The sequence below is a fragment of the Nocardia sp. NPDC020380 genome (assembly GCF_044386975.1).
Lineage (GTDB): Bacteria > Actinomycetota > Actinomycetes > Mycobacteriales > Mycobacteriaceae > Nocardia.
The window spans coordinates 26103-43079 of sequence record NZ_JBIRVQ010000005.1; the positions used below are offsets into that span (position 1 = coordinate 26103).

General features: G+C 66.3%; 14 protein-coding genes and 1 tRNA gene. 9 read left to right on the forward strand and 6 right to left on the reverse strand.

Annotated features, from left to right (window positions below):
* Positions 1 to 41: 41 nt before the first annotated feature.
* Positions 42 to 707 (reverse strand): TetR family transcriptional regulator, encoded by a 666-nt coding sequence (locus tag ACH438_RS14025; protein WP_397004950.1) that lies wholly within the window; start codon positions 705 to 707, stop codon positions 42 to 44.
* A gap of 1163 nt (positions 708 to 1870) precedes the next feature.
* Between ACH438_RS14025 and ACH438_RS14030 the strand changes: the two genes are divergently transcribed.
* From ACH438_RS14030 to phoU, 8 genes are all read left to right on the forward strand, one after another.
* Positions 1871 to 1943: transfer RNA gene (locus ACH438_RS14030), tRNA-Lys, on the forward strand.
* 152 nt (positions 1944 to 2095) lie between these two features.
* Positions 2096 to 2686 carry a DUF937 domain-containing protein gene (locus ACH438_RS14035; protein WP_397004952.1) on the forward strand — a complete coding sequence of 197 codons (591 nt, stop codon included), beginning with the start codon at positions 2096 to 2098 and terminating at the stop codon, positions 2684 to 2686.
* Positions 2687 to 2905: 219 nt separating this feature from the next.
* Positions 2906 to 3877 carry an acyl-ACP desaturase gene (locus ACH438_RS14040; RefSeq protein WP_397004954.1) on the forward strand — a complete coding sequence of 324 codons (972 nt, stop codon included), beginning with the start codon at positions 2906 to 2908 and terminating at the stop codon, positions 3875 to 3877.
* A 199-nt stretch (positions 3878 to 4076) separates the two neighbouring features.
* Positions 4077 to 4925, forward strand: coding sequence for an alpha/beta fold hydrolase (locus ACH438_RS14045; RefSeq protein ID WP_397004956.1), 849 nt, complete (start codon positions 4077 to 4079; stop codon positions 4923 to 4925).
* Between the two features lie 3 nt (positions 4926 to 4928).
* The gene (locus tag ACH438_RS14050; protein WP_397004958.1) at positions 4929 to 5750 is read left to right on the forward strand and encodes a hypothetical protein; all 822 of its coding nucleotides are present in this window, start codon (positions 4929 to 4931) and stop codon (positions 5748 to 5750) included.
* 79 nt (positions 5751 to 5829) lie between these two features.
* Positions 5830 to 6978, forward strand: coding sequence for a tRNA dihydrouridine synthase DusB (gene dusB, locus ACH438_RS14055; protein ID WP_397004960.1), 1149 nt, complete (start codon positions 5830 to 5832; stop codon positions 6976 to 6978).
* 166 nt (positions 6979 to 7144) lie between these two features.
* Complete coding sequence (locus tag ACH438_RS14060; RefSeq protein ID WP_397004962.1) at positions 7145 to 9217, forward strand: LCP family protein; 2073 nt, start codon at positions 7145 to 7147, stop codon at positions 9215 to 9217.
* Between the two features lie 111 nt (positions 9218 to 9328).
* Positions 9329 to 10000 (forward strand): phosphate signaling complex protein PhoU, encoded by a 672-nt coding sequence (gene phoU / locus ACH438_RS14065; protein ID WP_397004964.1) that lies wholly within the window; start codon positions 9329 to 9331, stop codon positions 9998 to 10000.
* Positions 10001 to 10051: 51 nt separating this feature from the next.
* On the opposite strand, the gene ACH438_RS14070 is transcribed toward phoU, so the two are convergent.
* From ACH438_RS14070 to ACH438_RS14085, 4 genes are all read right to left on the reverse strand, one after another.
* Complete coding sequence (locus tag ACH438_RS14070; RefSeq protein ID WP_397004966.1) at positions 10052 to 11686, reverse strand: MFS transporter; 1635 nt, start codon at positions 11684 to 11686, stop codon at positions 10052 to 10054.
* 116 nt (positions 11687 to 11802) lie between these two features.
* Positions 11803 to 12972: a mandelate racemase/muconate lactonizing enzyme family protein gene (locus tag ACH438_RS14075; RefSeq protein WP_397004968.1), complete on the reverse strand. Its 1170-nt coding sequence runs from the start codon at positions 12970 to 12972 to the stop codon at positions 11803 to 11805.
* Between the two features lie 2 nt (positions 12973 to 12974).
* The gene (locus tag ACH438_RS14080; protein ID WP_397004970.1) at positions 12975 to 14303 is read right to left on the reverse strand and encodes a cation:dicarboxylate symporter family transporter; all 1329 of its coding nucleotides are present in this window, start codon (positions 14301 to 14303) and stop codon (positions 12975 to 12977) included.
* A gap of 15 nt (positions 14304 to 14318) precedes the next feature.
* Positions 14319 to 15434, reverse strand: a complete 1116-nt coding sequence (locus ACH438_RS14085) for a mandelate racemase/muconate lactonizing enzyme family protein (RefSeq protein WP_397004972.1) — start codon at positions 15432 to 15434, stop codon at positions 14319 to 14321.
* Between the two features lie 78 nt (positions 15435 to 15512).
* Between ACH438_RS14085 and ACH438_RS14090 the strand changes: the two genes are divergently transcribed.
* Entirely contained in the window at positions 15513 to 16196 is a 684-nt protein-coding gene (locus tag ACH438_RS14090; protein WP_397004974.1) for an FCD domain-containing protein, read from the forward strand.
* On the opposite strand, the gene pstB is transcribed toward ACH438_RS14090, so the two are convergent.
* Positions 16193 to 16969 (reverse strand): phosphate ABC transporter ATP-binding protein PstB, encoded by a 777-nt coding sequence (pstB, locus tag ACH438_RS14095; RefSeq protein ID WP_397004976.1) that lies wholly within the window; start codon positions 16967 to 16969, stop codon positions 16193 to 16195. The two genes, ACH438_RS14090 and pstB, sit on opposite strands and share 4 nt — an antisense overlap.
* Between the last annotated feature and the right edge of the window lie 8 nt (positions 16970 to 16977).

Consider the following 16977-nt stretch of genomic DNA (forward strand, 5'->3'; position numbering starts at 1 on the left):
ATAGCTTATGACAGCATCCGCGTTAATCCCAAATCTGCTGGTCACAGTCCCAAATTGAGATCTTCCAGACGTGCGGACGTGCGCCAGCCCACCCGGCGGAACTCTTCCATCCACTCGGGAGTGCCGGTGGCCTCGATGAGCATTTCGAGGGCCTCCGCGAACCGGGAACGCAGATCCGTGGGACCACCCAGCACGTCGGCGATGTAGCGCTGGCCCGCGAGGGCCGCCGCCAGGGTGCGGGTGAACCGATCCGGATCGGTGTCGGGTCGCAACTGCTTGTGTTCGGTTGCCCGGACCGTCAGCAGCCGGATGGCGCGGCCGAGGATGCGGCCGCCGCCGGCTTGGATGTCGCGATAGAACTCCGGCTCGATGATGAGCCGGAACTCCGCCTGGATGATGATGTCGTTCTCCAGTCGCAGCGCGATCTCGTCGATCATGCCGTGCAGGACATCCAGTGGCCCGAGATCTGTTCGGGCAAGCCATCTTTCAGTTGAGGCGCGATAGCGGTCGACCGCTGCCTCCAGCACCGCGCGTGCCAGATCCTCCTTCGAATCGAAGTGAAAGTACATGGCGCCCTTGGTCGCCCGTGAACCTTCCAATATGCGGTTGAGCGATGCAGCGGCATAGCCGCTCTTCCCGAACTCAACGGCGGCGGACCTGATGATCGCCGCGCGTGTCCGGCGGGCCCGCTCTTGCTGCCGTGCCATGCTCGAAACGCCTCCGAAGCTAGCTACCGTCGCGGATCGGTTACGAGAACTGTCCCCGACGCAAAGTTACGTGTCTTTCAAATACTTCAGAACGGGCTCTTGCCCGAATTACCAAACTTTTGGTACGAAAAAGCGCGAAAAACTTGAAACACACCAACTGGTATAGTTTTTCCGCCCGGGTGCACCACGAGGGGTGCGCACTCGGGCGCAGTTGTCTCGGTCCGCCTCCCGCAACCTCGATCGGTCCGAGTCGCGATCGGCCAGACCGGTCGCGACACGTTCGGGCACATCAACGATAGGCCGAATCCCGTGCCGCCGGGGCAATCCCGGTTCTTCGGGAATTCACCAGTCGGTCACCGTACCCGTAAAGCACACCCCGCGTGAGGTGTACCGGAAAGTCAGTTAACCAGCGTACCCCCTGACGTTAATCGCAAATTCCCAGTTACCAGCTGGGCGATTGGTCCGAAAGGACGAATTCGCCCATATCCCACGGACGTTCGCCGACGGCTCGAAACATCCCGGAAACGTGTCCGCGCATGGGGCATCGCCGGACGTCCGGCGCCCCCGCACCGGCATCGGCTGTCGCCGTTCCCCTCCCCCTACACCAAAATGCTTGCCACGCATCACCATTGGATGATATTCACACCTTGCCTCAACGAAACAAACTGAGTGGCAACACGATTGCAGAACCAGGGACGGCCCCCTGACATCAGCGGGCGCTTACCTCCGAATGCACCGTCCGGCACCCACACTCCCACCCCGGACGCATCCGTGTTGGACGCTACCGACCCCCCGGTTTTATCCACTGGCGTGCCCCACCGACCGGTCCGCACCCTCACAGCGCCCCATCGTCCCCCCGATTGCAACGACCGACACCCCTATGCCGCGCCGATCGGCACGGCCGGTCACCCGATCGGCACGGCCGGTCAGCCGGACGCCGAACAAACCGTCAACCGGGCCTGCCGCCACCGATCATCGAGCCCCGCCGCCGGCGGCACCCCCGACACACCCGCCGGGATCGCGCGCCGCGCCGCCCGACACCCCGGGCACGCCCGGACCCCACCCGTGTCAACCACCTTGACCTGCACAAACATCGAGCCATCCAGCACAATGGGATACTCATTTAACAGTTGCGTGGTCGGCACCGTAAACTGTCGTCCCGCGCCCCTATAGCTCAGTTGGTAGAGCTACGGACTTTTAATCCGCAGGTCCCAGGTTCGAGCCCTGGTGGGGGCACAGCGCGCTCCAATCCTGGAGTACAGCGAGGGGCCCGGAATCATACTCCGGGCCCCTCGCCACATCTGCGAATCTGTAGCAATCTGTCCGGATTTCACCTACCGTGACCTGTGTAGAGCTATTCCCGGGATCCATCACCACAGGCGGAGTTCATGACTTCCTTCGATGACCTGCTCTCCAACGTTCCGGTCGCCCAGATTGCCGAGAAGCTCGGCGTCGACGAGGCGACGGCGAAAACCGCCATCACCGCGGCCGTCCCGGTCCTACTGGGCGGTCTTCAGGCAAAAGCCAGCAACCCCGAGGCAGCCGCGGATATCGAGGGCGCGATCGCCCAACAGCCCGCCGGCCTGCTCGATGGCGGCGTCGACATGAACCAGGTCGACACCGGCCACGGTAGCCAGATAGTCGACCAGACCTTCGGCACCGAGAAGAACACCGTCATGAGCGCCCTCGGCAATGTCGGCGGCAACGCCATCAGCCAGGACCTCATGTCCAAGCTGCTCCCCATGCTCGCCCCCATCGTTCTCGCCTATCTTGGTAAGAAGGCATTGGGTGGAGGCGGCGGCGCGGCCGCGGAATCCGGTGCCGGAGGCGGCATCGGGGACATCCTCGGTAGCCTGCTCGGCGGAGCCACCGGCGGTAAGAGCGGTGGCGGACTGGGCGACATCCTGGGCAAGGCGGTCGGCCAGAACGCGGGCAACGTGCTCGGCAATGTGCTGGGCGGACTACTCGGCAAGAAGTGAAATCTCCAGTGGAGCACCGGAGTCCGGTGCGCGGCTAACGAACTGCGGTCCACGGCGATACACACAAGCCGTGGGCCGCTCTTCTTATGACATCTCTCACTGGTCCCGCAATGGCGCACGGATGAGTTTCACATCACCATACGGTGACGTAAGGTATGGGCCGCGGCGGCAGGCCAGCGAGGGTACAACCGCTAGACGTTCGACACGAAGGGCACATATATGGCAAGGGATCTGACTCAACTCGAGCTACTGGCGGAGTTGGAGCCGGTTGCCGAGGAGAATGTCAACCGCCACCTCTCCCTGGCCAAGGAATGGCACCCGCACGATTACGTGCCGTGGGACGAGGGCCGCAACTTCGCCGCCATGGGCGGCATCGACTGGGACCCCTCCCAGTCGCGGCTGAGCGAACTGGCCAAGGCGGCCATGATCACCAACCTCCTCACCGAGGACAACCTGCCCTCCTACCACCGTGAGATCGCGGAGAACTTCTCGCAGGACGGCGCGTGGGGCACCTGGGTCGGCCGCTGGACGGCCGAGGAGAACCGGCACGGCATCGTGATGCGCGACTACCTGGTCGTGACCCGCGGCGTCGACCCCGTGGCGCTCGAAGAAGCGCGCATGATCCACATGACCAACGGCTTCGCCTCCCCCACCGAGGCGGACGCCGGCTTCCTGCACTCGGTCGCGTACGTGACCTTCCAGGAACTCGCCACCCGTGTCTCACACCGCAACACCGGCAAGGTGTGCGACGACCCCATCGCCGACCGCATGCTGCAGCGCATCGCCGCCGACGAGAACCTGCACATGATCTTCTACCGCAACATGTGCGGCGCGGCGCTGGACCTCAGCCCCGACCAGGCCCTCGACGCGATCACCCTCATCCTGGAGAACTTCCAGATGCCGGGTGCGGGCATGCCCAACTTCCGCCGCAACGGCGTGCTGATGGCCAAGCACGGCATCTACGACCTCCGCCAGCATCTGGAGGAAGTGGTCCTGCCCGTGCTCAAGAAGTGGAACATCTTCGAGCGCACCGACTTCACCGCCCGCGGCGAGGAAACTCGTGAGCGGCTCGGCCTCTTCCTGGAGAAGCTGAGCAAGGACGTCGACAAGTTCGAGGAGCAGCGCGACCGCATGCTGGCCCGTGAGGCCGCCAAGCGGGAGAAGGAGCTCTCCGCCGCGTCGGCGAGCTGATCGCGCCGCGAGCCCGATCGAACACGAAAGACCCCGGACGGCCCGGTGACCGCGTGTCACCGGGCCGTTCCGCGCGTGCCACCGGAACCTGCGTGGAAGTGCCCGCCCGCAGCCATAATTCCCGGGTGCGAACGCCACTCACAGCAATCTGTCGGCTGCGGCACAGGCCGGCCCAGCACTGGTGATCGACCATGGAGAAATGAGCCTCGAGTTGCGGGATCCGGAAGGATCAGGCGCGCATGCCTTCTCGCGGTCCGGTGACCGGGCCGCGCAGTCCGCGCACGCCGCGACCGAGACCGAACCGGTGGTGCTGCTGCACGGTCAGCCCGGCGATCGATCCGACTGGGATCTCGTACTGCCGCGACTGCCCGGCACTGTCGGCGCGCTCGCCTGGGATCGGCCCGGCTACGGCGCCAATCACCGGCCCGCCGGATCCATCGAGGACAATGCCCGCTGGCTGCTCGACTCCCTCGACCAGGCGGGCATCGAGCGCGCGGTGCTGGCCGGGCACTCGTACGGCGGCGGCGTCGCACTCGCGGCCGCGGCGCTCGCCCCGGAACGCGTCCGCGGCCTGGTCCTGGTGGCCAGCGTCGGGCCGCACTGCCTGACCCCGCTGGACGAGCTGCTGGCCCTGCCCGTCGCCGGGCCCGCACTGTCCCTCACCGCCTGGTCGCTGCTGCCGTGGCTGGCGCGGAAGGGCCTGGACCACAATCGATCCGACACGCACACCGCGCCGGAGTACTGGCAGTTGCTGGCCGGCGTGCACCACGAGCACGGTCAGGTCTGGCGCAGCTTCCTCGTCGAACAGCGAGCGCTGCTGCGCGAACTCGGCAGCTGGACGGACAAACTCGCGCAGATTCGCGTCCCGGCATTGATCCTGGCCGACCCGGCCGATAAAGTCGTGCCGATTTCCACGGCCTACGCCCTGCGCGACGGATTACCCGAGGCGCGACTCGAATTGGTCGAGGGCGGCGGTCATCATCTACCGCGGCGGGTACCCGACGTGGTGGCGGCCCGGATAGGCGCCTTTGTCGACTCGTTGGAGTGAACCATGCGTGGCACCCTCATCGTTGTTCGCGACCGCGCGCTCACGCAGCTCCAGCACGAGCGCGCGCCGCTCGCGCCGCGGCCGATCCCGTTGCAGCAACGGCTGTGGCGGCAGGTCGCGGGTGAGGTGCGGTGGTCGTTCACGCCGCCCGCGCTGTGGCTGGAGGGCATCGCCTTCAATGTGGTGCTGTCCGGGCTGTATCTGCTGATCTCGCCGCTGACCCTGCACAAGCACGGGTGGGTGGTCATCATCGGCGTCTACTTCGCGACCTTCGTGCTGGCCGATGTCACCACCACCAATGTGCTCGGCGTCGATACCGCGCGAGTACGGCTGAGCCTCGGCGAGGGACTGCCGATGTGGCGGATCCTGCTGGTCAAGAATCTGTCGCTGCTGGTGATCGTGGGTGTGCCGACGCTGGCGGCCACGGCGATCATCACGGCGGCGACCACCAAGCATTCCCTGCACTCGATCGCCATCACGGTGCCCGATGTCGCGCTGCCGATCCTGGCCTGGCTGGGCGTGGGCAATCTGGTGTCGGCGCTGCTCGCGGTGCAGCCCAGGTCGCTCATGCGGCGCTGGCAGGAACGCCGGCAGTGGCGGACGACGCTGCCCTGGATCACGCACCTCGGGCTGCCCTACGCGCTCTACTACTTCGTCGCGCCCATCGACGGTCAGCAGCGTGGCATTCTCGGCTACCACCTGGGCCGGAGCATGCCCGCGGACTTCCGGGCGCTGATCCATCTCGGGGTCGGGCTGGCGGTGTGGGCGATCGGCACGGTCGTCGCGGTCTGGTTCATGCGGTGGCGCGGGTTGCGCATCCTGTGAGGGTCGCGGCGTGTGAGCGGGGCCATAGTGGCGGGCATGTGGGACAGGGCACTTCCGCGCGGATGAGACACTGGACGGCGTGACGACGTCGCTCGAAGCCCCCAAGACCGCCCTGCGGATCGGCCCGTACCCGGTCGACCCGGCGGTCGTGCTGGCTCCGATGGCCGGCATCACCAATGTCGCCTTCCGGCGGTTGTGCCGCGAATTCGGCAGCGCCACCTCGATTTACGTGTGCGAGATGATCACCGCGCGCGCCGTGGTCGAGCGCAACGAGAAGACGCTGCACATGATGTCCTTCGGGCCGGACGAGTCGCCGCGGTCCATGCAGCTGTACGGCGTCGACCCGAAGACGCTGGGCGAGGCCGTGCGCATCATCGTCGGCGAGGGCTGGGCCGACCACATCGACATGAATCTCGGCTGCCCGGTCCGCAAGGTCACCCGGCTCGGCGGCGGGTCCGCGCTGCCGTACAAGCGGCGGCTGTTCGCCAATATCGTGCGCGAGATGGTGGCGGCGGCCGGCGATGTCCCGGTCACCTTCAAGTTCCGCATCGGCATCGACGACGAGCACCACACCTACCTGGACACCGGCCGCATCGCCGAGGCTGAGGGCGCGGCCGCGGTCTCGCTGCACGCGCGCACCGCGGAGCAGTTGTACTCCGGCCAGGCCGACTGGACCGCGATCGCCCGCTTGAAGGAAGCCGTCACCAGCATCCCGGTGCTGGGCAACGGCGATATCTTCAGTGCCGACGACGCCCTCCGCATGATCGCCGAAACCGGTTGCGACGGAGTCGTTGTCGGCCGCGGCTGCCTCGGCCGCCCCTGGCTCTTCGCCGAACTCTCCGCGGCCCTGCGCGGCGAGCCGATTCCCGAGGGCCCGACCCTCGGCAAGGTCGGCGAGATCCTGCACCGCCACGCCGCCCTGCTGGTCGAGCACGACGGCGCCGACAAGGCCATGCGCGATATCCGCAAGCACATGGCCTGGTACCTGATGGGCTTCCCGGTCGGCTCGGCCCTCCGCCGCCAGTTCGCGACTGTCACCGGTCTCGACCAGATCGCCGACCTGGTGTCCCAGCTCGATCCCGAGATCCCCTTCCCCACCGATGCCCTCGGCCCCCGCGGCCGCCAGGGCTCCCCGCAGGCGAAGGTCGCCCTCCCCGACGGCTGGCTCGACGACCCGGAGGACGACACCGTTCCCGCGGCCGCCGATGTCATGCACAGCGGCGGTTAGCGGGCGCGCGGTTCGCCGCCGATTGTGACCGTAGGTTCCGCGGTGTGACGGGGTCGCCCTGGCACACTTCTCTCTGCACTACCTGCGGTGGACGGTTGCCCGAGTGTTTCGTCGTGGCGAAATCGTTATCATGACGGCGGCATCGAGAGCGAAGAGAGGTTCTTTGGTGGGTGACGATCGGTATGGGCGGACGCCGCGCCCCGGCGGTCGCGCCCCTTGGGAGCGCTTCCCCGCGGACGAGGATGCTCAGGCCCCGGCCGAGCCGCCTGCCCGGGCGATCGAAAACTCCAGTGGGCCCGTGGATCGGCCCGCGGTGGGTAGTGCGCCGCTGTTCCGGCCGGTGCCCGAGATGCCGACGGGGGCGCGGGGGATTGCGCGGGCGGACGCCGCGGAAGACGCTGCGGAACAGGACAATTCACCGAAAACGGCGCACTCCAGTACATTTCGGGCGAGCGAGGGCGGGCCCGGCGTGCGGGCCGTGGGGTCGCCGGACGATCCCATCACCGAAGAACTACCGGTGGTCAGCGGCGAATTACCGGCGGTAACCGGCGGACAGGCCGTCATTCCGGTTCCTGCCGAGGTCGCACCGACGGTAACCGAGGCCGTCGCCGCCGCGCTGCCCGCGACGCGCGGGAAGTTCCTGCTGACGCGCCGGGTGAGCTCACCCGCCGACTATCCGACCACCGCGCTGCCGTCGCCCGTCGGCGGCATGCCGCTCACCAAGCCGATGCTCAACCGGCGCAAGCGGAATCGCCGGATCCAGCTGGCCGGGCGCAGTGCGCTGGTGGTTTTCGCGGTGGTCGCGCTGCTCATCACCGGCGGCGGCTGGAGTTACCTGCGCGAGAAGGACAACAACTTCCAGCAGGTCTCCGCGCTCGACGACAACTCCACCGACGTGGTCGACGCCGACGGCCAGAACGGTGACGAGAACTTCCTGCTCGTCGGCACCGACACCCGCGCCGGCGTGAACGGCAGCCTGGGCGCCGGCACCACCGACGATGCCGAGGGCGCCCGATCCGACACCGTCATGCTGGTCAATATCCCGGCCAGCCGGGCCCGCGTGGTCGCCGTCTCCTTCCCCCGCGACCTCGACGTGTCCCGCCCGGTCTGTGAGGGCTGGGACAACGAGAAGGCCGCCTACACCGGCGCCAACTACCCGGCCGCCATCGGCGACAAACTGAACGCAACGTATGCGCTCGGCGGGCCCAAATGCCTCACCAAGGTGATCACCAAGCTCTCCGGCCTGAAGATCAACCATTTCATCGGCATCGATTTCGCCGGCTTCGAATCCATGGTGAACGTGGTCGGCGGCGTCGAGGTGTGCAGCACCAAACCGCTCGTCGACGAGATCCTCGGCACCGTCCTCACCGATCCGGGCAAGCAGGTGGTGGACGGCGGCACCGCGCTGAATTACGTTCGCGCACGCCATGTCTACGGTGAGGAGCGCAGCGACTACGACCGCATCAACCGGCAGCAGCGCTTCCTGTCGTCGCTGCTGCGGGGTGCGCTGTCCAACAAGGTGCTGCTCGATCCGGGCAAGCTGAACGGCTTCATCGACGCCTTCGCGCAGCACTCGTTCATGGACAATGTGAATACGAAAGACCTGCTGACACTGGGTCGTTCGCTGCAGAAGATGCAGGCCGGCAATATCACCTTCCTGACCACGCCGACCGCGGGCACCACCTCGTACGGCAACGAGATTCCGCGCGAATCCGATATCAAGGCCATCTTCCGCGCCGTCATCGACGATCAGCCGCTGCCCGGTGAGAAGCAGACCGCGACCACCGCCACCGCCGAAACTCCCACGGAGAAGCCGAAACCCATGGCCGTCGATCCGAGCACGGTGTCGGTGCAGGTCTCCAACGGCTCCGGGCAAGCGGGCATCGCGGCCACCACCGCCACCAAACTGTCCAATCAGGGTTTCCAGATCTACAGCACCGGCAACTACACCGACGGCACCTCGCCGCGGACGAAGGTCCGCTACTCCAGCGGGCACGAGGCCGAGGCGGGCACCGTGGCGAGCGCGGTGCCGGGCGCGGTACTGGAACCGGCGAGCGGGCTGGGCAGCATCATCGAAGTGGTGGCCGGCACCGACTTCGCGGGCACCGTGCAGGCGCCGACCGCATTCGGTCAGCAACTGCCCGACACGCCGATGGACGCGGGCGGTCCGAGTGCGGCTCCGGTCACGTTGCCGTCCGATCTGGAACACGTCAACGCCGCAGACGACCTGTGTAAGTAGGGTGCCGCGGCACCCGGGCGGAACTGCGGCGACGGCACCGGGACCGACCGGCACCGATGGTTCACCCACCGTTGGTGACTTGGTCAGCGGCTGTCGCTAATGTCTTGAGTCATGCGTGTCATCTACAACGAACAAATGGCCGAACTCGCCGATCTGCTCGGCGGCATGGCCGGGCTCGCCGGGTCGGCGATGGAGCGGGCGACCCAGTCGCTGCTCGACGCCGATCTCGAGCTCGCGGAGCAGGTGATCACCGAATACGACCGCATTGCCGAGATGATTCAGCTGGCCGAGGAGAAGGCCTTCGCACTCCTGGCCCTGCAGGCCCCCGTCGCCGGCGATCTGCGGCAGGTGGTCAGCGCCATCCAGATCGTCGCCGACGTGAACCGGATGGGCGTGCTCGCCCTGCACGTCGCGAAGATGACGCGGCGCCGGTTCCCCAATCACGCCGTGCCGGAAGCGGTCAACAGCTACCTCGCCGAAATGGGCCGCGTCGCCGTCAAGATGGGCGCCACCGCCAGGGAGGTGCTGGAGACCCGCGATCCCGAGCGGGCCGCCAAGCTCACCGATGACGACGAGGCGATGGACGACCTGCGCAAGCACCTGTTCACGCTGATCATGGACCGCGACTGGCAGTTCGGCGTCGCCGCGGCCGTGGATGTGGCGCTGCTGGGCCGCTACTACGAGCGCTTCGCCGACCACGCCGTGGAGATCGGCCGCCGCGTGGTCTTCCTGGTCACGGGCGTCCTGCCCCCGGACCCAGATTCGGAAAAAGAGTCCATCTGAAGTAACTGACATTTCGGCGCCCGCACGGCACGGTGCGGGCGCCGAGTCGTATCAGTTCTCGGAATCCGCTGCGGCGGGTTCCTTTTCACGCCAGGCGAGCAGCATCGATTGACCGCCTTCCGGCCGCCACGGCAGGGCCACCGCCACGATCAGGGCGCAGACCACCAGCGCACCGACCGCGACGAACGAGGCGGATTGCGAACCCTGTAGCGCCGCAACCTTCATCGCGTGGATGAGATCCGCCTTGGCCGAAGCCAGGAACGGATTGACCGGGGCCTTGACGATCTGGATCACGCTGATCGGCGTATTGCTCGCCAGGTCCTTCTGTTTCGCGTTCATGATCGCTTCGGGGATGCTCCCGATCCGGCTCGCGATCTGGTGCGAATAGACCGAGGTCATGATGGATCCGAGCACCGCGACACCGAGCGCCCCGCCGACCTCGCGGGTGGTGTCGTTGACCGCGGAGCCCGCGCCCGCCTCCTCCAAAGGCACGGAGCCCATGATGGATTCGGTGGCGGGACCTTGCACCACCGCGAACCCGAGACCCATCAGGATCATCGAGATCACCACCGGTCCCACGTAGGGCGTGTCGACCGTGACCTGCCCGGCGATGAACATGGCGACGGCCAGGATCAGCAGTCCCGACACCACCATGGCCGTGGTGCCGAGCCGTTGGGCGGCCATGGTCGCGAGGGGTGCGAAGAAGCCGACCGCCACTGCGAAAGGCAGTGAGTGCAGCCCGAATTGGAGCGGGCTCAGCTCCTTCACGCCCTGGAAGTACTGGGTGATCAGGAACAGGAAGCCGAAGGCGCTGAAGTAGGACACGGTGATGGCCAGCGAGGGCAGTGCGAAGCGGCGGATGCGGAACAGGTTCATGTTCAGCACCGGGGTGCTCACCCGCAGTTCCCAGGCCACGAACACCGACAGCAGCACGACCGAGAGTACGTATCCGGCCAGGCTTTCCGTGGCCAGCCAGCCGTGCTTGGGCGCTTCGATGATGCTCCACACCAGCGTGGTGACGCCGGCGAGGGAGAGCAGGATGCCGATGCGGTCGAGCCGATCCACGTGGTCCGTACGGGATTCCGGCACGGTGATCAGTACCGCGGCGACCGCGACGACCGCCACCGGGACATTGATCCAGAACACGGAGTGCCAGGAGAAGTACTCCAGCAGCCAGCCGCCGATGGTCGGCCCGACGGCGATGGCGATGCCGGCCATGGCGGTCCAGAGTGCGATGGCGGCGGCGCGTTCCCGCGGCTTGGTGAAGATATTGGTGATGAGGGCCAGCGTGGCCGGGAAGACGACGGCCGCGAAGACGCCCATGCCGGCGCGGGCGGCGATGACCTGGCCGAGTCCGGAGGAGAGCGCGCCGGCGGCGGACATGACGGCGACGCCGGTCAGGCCGATGATCATGAAGAGCCGCCGCCCGTAGCGGTCGCCGAGGTGTCCCATGGCGAGCAACAGGCCGGAGAACGCCAGGGTGAACGCGTCCACGATCCATTGCAGGCCGCTCATGTCGGCTTGCAGCTGCACGGCCATGGACGGCAGTGCGACGTTGACGAGTGTGTTGTCCAGGACCACGAGCAGTTCCGCGAGGCAGATGGCGACCAGGGCCGCCATCTTCCCGCGTTGCGACAGCGTCGCCACAGTCTGTCCGGATCCCCGGATCGCCGTTGACACCGTCATCCGACACCTCCCTTACTAAACCGATCGGTTTACCCAGTGAAGGTCAGGCTATCTGTAACTGACGGTGTCACACAATCATGCTGTGGTCGTATGACGCAGGACACACTTCGCGCAGCTCAGTGCAGGTCGCGGAACACCCGGTACAGCTCGGCCTTGTCCTCGAACCCGATCCCCGGCGACTCCGTCAGCCGCAACCGGCTGTGCTCGATCACCGCGTCATCGGCGAAGCCGCCGGTCGGCTGGAACTCCCCCGGATACGACTCGTTGCCGCCCAGCCGCAGCGCCGCCGCGATATGCAGCGAGAACTGATGCCCGCCGTGCGGAATGCAGCGCCGCGACGACCAGCCGTGCGCACGCAGCATCTCCTGAATGCGGAAATATTCCACCAAGCCGTACCCGAGCACCGGATCGAACTGCAGGTAATCCCGATCCGGCCGCATCCCGCCGTACCGGATCAGATTCCGCGCGTCCGGCAGCGAGAAGAGATTCTCGCCGGTGGCCAGCGGCCCCGAATACTGCTCCGACAGCGTGGCGTGCAGGGCGTAATCCAGCGGATCACCCGGCTCCTCGTACCAGAACAACCCGTACGGCTCCAGCGCCCGGCCATACTCCAGCGCGGTGGCCAGGTCGAACCGGCCATTGGCGTCCACGGCCAGCCGCGCACCGTCGCCGCCCAGCACCTCCAGCACCGCTTCGACCCGTTTGATGTCATCGGCCAGCGGCGCGCCGCCGATCTTCATCTTCACCACGTCGTAGCCCTGCGCGAGAAAACCGCGCATCTCGTCCTGCAGCTGCGGCAGATCCTTGCCCGGCGCGTAATAGCCGCCCGCCGCGTAGACGAACACCTCCGAATCCGGCTCGCCGAGACCGTAATGCTGCACCAGCCAGCGGTACAGCGGCAAACCGGCAAGCTTGGCATTGAGATCGAACAACGCCATATCCACGACGCCCACCGCGACCGAGCGTTCCCCGTGCCCGCCGGGCTTTTCATTGCGGGTCATCAGAATCCACGCTTTCGCGGGATCGATGAACGCGCCGTCCGTGGTCAGCAATTCTTCGGTCGCGGCATGCATAAGCCGCGGAATGACCCGGCGGCGCAGAATCTCACCCGCGCTGTAACGGCCATTGGAATTGAATCCGTAACCCACGACCGGCTTTCCGTCGCGAATGACATCGGACTCCACCGCGACGATCGAACAATCCATGGCACTGAAATCGATGAACGCATTGCTCATCGACGAACTGATCGGCACCACGCCTTCGTGAATGGCGACAATACGAGGCATATCTACACTCCTTGAACAGTTTTCGGGCGATATCCGAGCGCGGCGAGCGCGGGCTCGGGATCCAGCCCGCCCGGCTCCCAGCGCGCGACGACCACGGTGGCCACCGCATTGCCGAGCACATTCGTCAAAGCCCGGACGAGAGAAAGAAATCGGTCCACCGACAACACCAGCGCCAGCCCCGCGATCGGCACCAGCGCGGTGGCGGCCACCGTATTGGCGAGCGTGATGAAGGCCGAACCACTGATGCCCGCGGTGCCCTTGGACAACACCAGGAAGGCCAGGAACAACCCCAGCTGATTCCCGAAACCCAGTGGCACGCCGTACACCTGCGCGATGAACACCACGCAGATCGGCACCACCACCGCGACACCGTCGAGATTGAACGAGAACCCGGTCGGCACCACCAGGCCCACCACACTGCGCCGGCATCCGGCCTGCTCCAGCCGCTCCATCAACTGCGGCAGCACCGCCTCCGAGGAGGACGTGCCCAGCACCACCAGCAGCTCCTTGCGCAGCGTGAAGATCAAGCGCCACAGCGAGAATCCGGCCAGCCATGCCACCGAGCCCAGTACCACCACCACGAAGACCAGCAGGGCCAGCGTGGAGACCGCCACCAGTTTCATCAGGGCGGTCAGCGTCTCGGGCCCGTACTTGCCGACCGTGGCCGCCACCGCGCCGAAGGTGCCGACCGGCGCCAGCAGCATGATCATCCGGATCATCCGGAAGAACACCTCGGACAACTTGCCGCAGCCCGCCACGATCGGCTGCGAAACACTGTCCGGCAGCCGCAGCAGCGCCACCGCGAACAGCACCGCGAAGATCAGCACCTGAATGATGTGCCCGGTCACGAACGCGCCGACGGCATTGTCCGGCACCACATCCGCGAGGAACGAGGTGAACGAATTGTTCGCGTCCGCGCCCTTCACATACGAGCCGATCTCACCCGAGGCGTGCTTGGGCGCGGACACTCCGGACCCCGGATGCAGCAGATTCACCGCGAGCAGGCCGAGAAGCATGCCGAGGGTGGTGACCACCTCGAAATACAGCAGCGCCCGCCCGGCGATCCGGCCCACCGCCTTCATGCCGCCGGTCGCGACGATCCCGGTCACGGTCACCAGGAACACGATCGGCGCGATCAGCATCTGGATCAGATCGATGAAAGCATTGGCTATCGGCTGCATTCCGGCCGCCGCACCCGGCGCGGCGATCCCGAACACGGCGGCCGCCACGGCCGCGATCAATACCTGGAAGGTGGTGTTGCCGAGCACCCGGCGCCAGCGCGGCCGGGGGGCCACGGCGTCCGCCGGTGTGTCCACGGTGATACTGCTCATCCGACTCACCCGGTTTCACTTGGCCGGTACGAGGGTCGAGCGCAACGCGTCCCGGTCCACGGTGAGACCCAGGCCCGGCTTGTCCGGCACCGTGATCACCCCGTTGACCGGTTTCGGCGCGTCCGGGAAGAGCAGTTCACCGACCTGCACCATCCCCAGATGCCATTCCAGGATCCAGCCGTTCATCAGCCCGGCGAGGGTGTGCAGGTTGAACAGCGGCCAGCCGCCGCCGTGCGCGAGCGGCAGGTTGTAGATCTGCGCCAGATGCGCGGCCTTGCGCGCCTCGGTGAAACCGCCGCAGTAACAGACATTCGGCTGCAGGATGTCGACCGCCTGCTTCTCCACCAGTTCCCGCAACCGCCAACGGTGACCCTCCATCTGGCCGGCGGCGATCGGAATCCTGGTGTGCGCCCGTAGATCCGCGAGCGCGCGGGCATCGTTCTGATGCAGTGGTTCCTCGAACCAGGTGAGGTTCACGTCTTCCACGGCGCCGCACAGGAATTTGGCCTCGGGCGGGGTGAACAGATAGTTGGCGTCGATCATGAGGTCGATGTCGTCGCCGATCTCGCTGCGCACGGCGCGGATTCGGGCCGCGTCCTCGCGCCAGCCGCCCTCGTCCACGGCCACCACCAGCTTGAGCGCCGAAACACCCTGATCCAGTTGCAGTCTCGCGGCGGCGGCCAGGGTTTCCCGGTCGTACTGCGGGAAGCCGAAGGTCACGTAGACCGGCACCTCGGTGCGGGCCCCGCCCAGCAGGCTCGCGACCGAACGGCCCGCCGCCTTGCCCTGGATGTCCCACAGCGCGATGTCGAGCAGGGACAGGGCGCTGGAGACGACGCCGGTCATGGTGCGGGGATTCAGTGTGCGCCAGACCTTCTGGTGGATGGCCTCGGTTTCGCGCGGGTCCATGTCGACGACGGCGGGCAGGAAGTGCTGTTCGAGAGCCACCACCACGGCATGGGAGAGGAAGTGCCCGGTGAGGGCGACGCCGGTCAGGCCCTCGTCGGTCTCCACTTCGCAGAAGACGAACTCCCGCTGCTCTTCCCGGCCGTAGCCGCGCACCTTGTGTTCCAGCAGCGGTACATCGATCGAGGTGGCGTGCACGCTGGCCCGGATGTCCTTGATTCGCATGGACCGAGTGTGGGCGCGTGAATCGTCAACTGTCAACGATTTGCAATTGACAATCCGGCGTGCGAGGATGCGGACGCTATGAGTGAGCACACGCACGCGATCAACGCGCTACAACAGCGAGTGGCCGAACGACAGGCGAGCTCGCTGCTCGGCCTGATCGCCGGAGAACTCGAGCAGATGATCATCAACGGCACGCTGGTGGCCGGCGACCGGATCAACGAATCCGCGCTCGCCACCCAGCTCGGCACCAGCCGCGGACCCGTGCGAGAAGCCCTGCGGCAGCTGGAATTCAGTCGGCTCGTCGAATTCCGCACCAACCGGGGCATGTTCGTCCGCCAGATCTCGGTGGACGAGGCCGCGCGACTCTACGACATCCGGGCATCACTGTTCGGGCTGGCGGGACGGCTCGCCGCGGAACGCGGCGTCACACCCGAGATCCTGGAAACCCTGCACACCAAGGTCTCCCGGCTCGATCAGGCGGTGCCACAGGTCGACCACTACTACCCGGCCAACGTCGACCTACATCGCGATCTCGTTGCCCTGTCTGGTAATCCACGCCTGCTGGATCTCTACAACGACGTCTCGAAGGAACTACACCTTTTTCGCAGGCATGGCCTGGAAACCGAAAACGCCAGGCACACTTCGAATTCCCAGCACGCGGGAATCCTGGAGTACCTGGCGGTAGGCAATGCCGGAGAGACCGCACGCCTCATGGAGGCGCACATTCTCTCCGGCAAAGAGCGAATGCTTGCCGCTCTTTAGCCGAAGCGACCGGAGATGTAGTCCTCGGTCTGCTTCTGCGACGGGTTGGAGAAGATCTTCTCCGTCTCGTCGATCTCGATCAGCTTGCCCGGCTTGCCCTGCGACTCCAGGTTGAAGAACGCCGTCTGGTCACTCACACGCGCGGCCTGCTGCATGTTGTGGGTGACGATGACGATCGTGTACTCCTTCTTCAGCTCGGTGATCAGATCCTCGATCGCGAGCGTGGAGATGGGGTCCAGCGCGGAACACGGCTCGTCCATGAGCAGCACGTCCGGCGACACCGCGATAGCGCGGGCGATGCACAGACGCTGCTGCTGACCACCGGAGAGGCCGCCGCCCGGCTTGTCGAGCCGGTCCTTGACCTCGTTCCAGAGGTTGGCGCCGCGCAGCGACTGCTCGGCCACCTCGTCGAGCCGCTTCTTGTTGCGAATGCCCTGCAGCTTCAGCCCGGCCACCACATTGTCCTTGATGGACATGGTAGGGAACGGGTTCGGGCGCTGGAACACCATGCCGATGGTGCGGCGCACGCCGACCGGGTCGACCTGCGCGCCGTAGATGTCCTCGCCGTCCAGCAGCACCGCGCCCTCGACGCGGGCCTCCGGGGTGACCTCGTGCATGCGGTTCAGGGCGCGCAGAACAGTGGACTTACCGCAGCCCGATGGACCGATGAACGCCGTCACGCTGCGGGGCAACACGGTCAGCGACACGTTGGCGACCGCATGGAACTTTGCGTAGTAGATATTGAGGTCTTTGACGTCAATGCGCTTGGCCATCAGTCTCT

Bases quoted from the DNA above. Each gene is read 5' to 3' on its own strand.
- ACH438_RS14025 (WP_397004950.1), bottom strand. From the start codon at position 707: ATGGCACGGCAGCAAGAGCGGGCCCGCCGGACACGCGCGGCGATCATC.
- ACH438_RS14035 (WP_397004952.1), top strand. From the start codon at position 2,096: ATGACTTCCTTCGATGACCTGCTCTCCAACGTTCCGGTCGCCCAGATT.
- ACH438_RS14040 (WP_397004954.1), top strand. From the start codon at position 2,906: ATGGCAAGGGATCTGACTCAACTCGAGCTACTGGCGGAGTTGGAGCCG.
- ACH438_RS14045 (WP_397004956.1), top strand. From the start codon at position 4,077: ATGAGCCTCGAGTTGCGGGATCCGGAAGGATCAGGCGCGCATGCCTTC.
- ACH438_RS14050 (WP_397004958.1), top strand. From the start codon at position 4,929: ATGCGTGGCACCCTCATCGTTGTTCGCGACCGCGCGCTCACGCAGCTC.
- phoU (WP_397004964.1), top strand. From the start codon at position 9,329: ATGCGTGTCATCTACAACGAACAAATGGCCGAACTCGCCGATCTGCTC.
- ACH438_RS14070 (WP_397004966.1), bottom strand. From the start codon at position 11,686: ATGACGGTGTCAACGGCGATCCGGGGATCCGGACAGACTGTGGCGACG.
- ACH438_RS14075 (WP_397004968.1), bottom strand. From the start codon at position 12,972: ATGCCTCGTATTGTCGCCATTCACGAAGGCGTGGTGCCGATCAGTTCG.
- ACH438_RS14080 (WP_397004970.1), bottom strand. From the start codon at position 14,303: ATGAGCAGTATCACCGTGGACACACCGGCGGACGCCGTGGCCCCCCGG.
- ACH438_RS14085 (WP_397004972.1), bottom strand. From the start codon at position 15,434: ATGCGAATCAAGGACATCCGGGCCAGCGTGCACGCCACCTCGATCGAT.
- ACH438_RS14090 (WP_397004974.1), top strand. From the start codon at position 15,513: ATGAGTGAGCACACGCACGCGATCAACGCGCTACAACAGCGAGTGGCC.
- pstB (WP_397004976.1), bottom strand. From the start codon at position 16,969: ATGGCCAAGCGCATTGACGTCAAAGACCTCAATATCTACTACGCAAAG.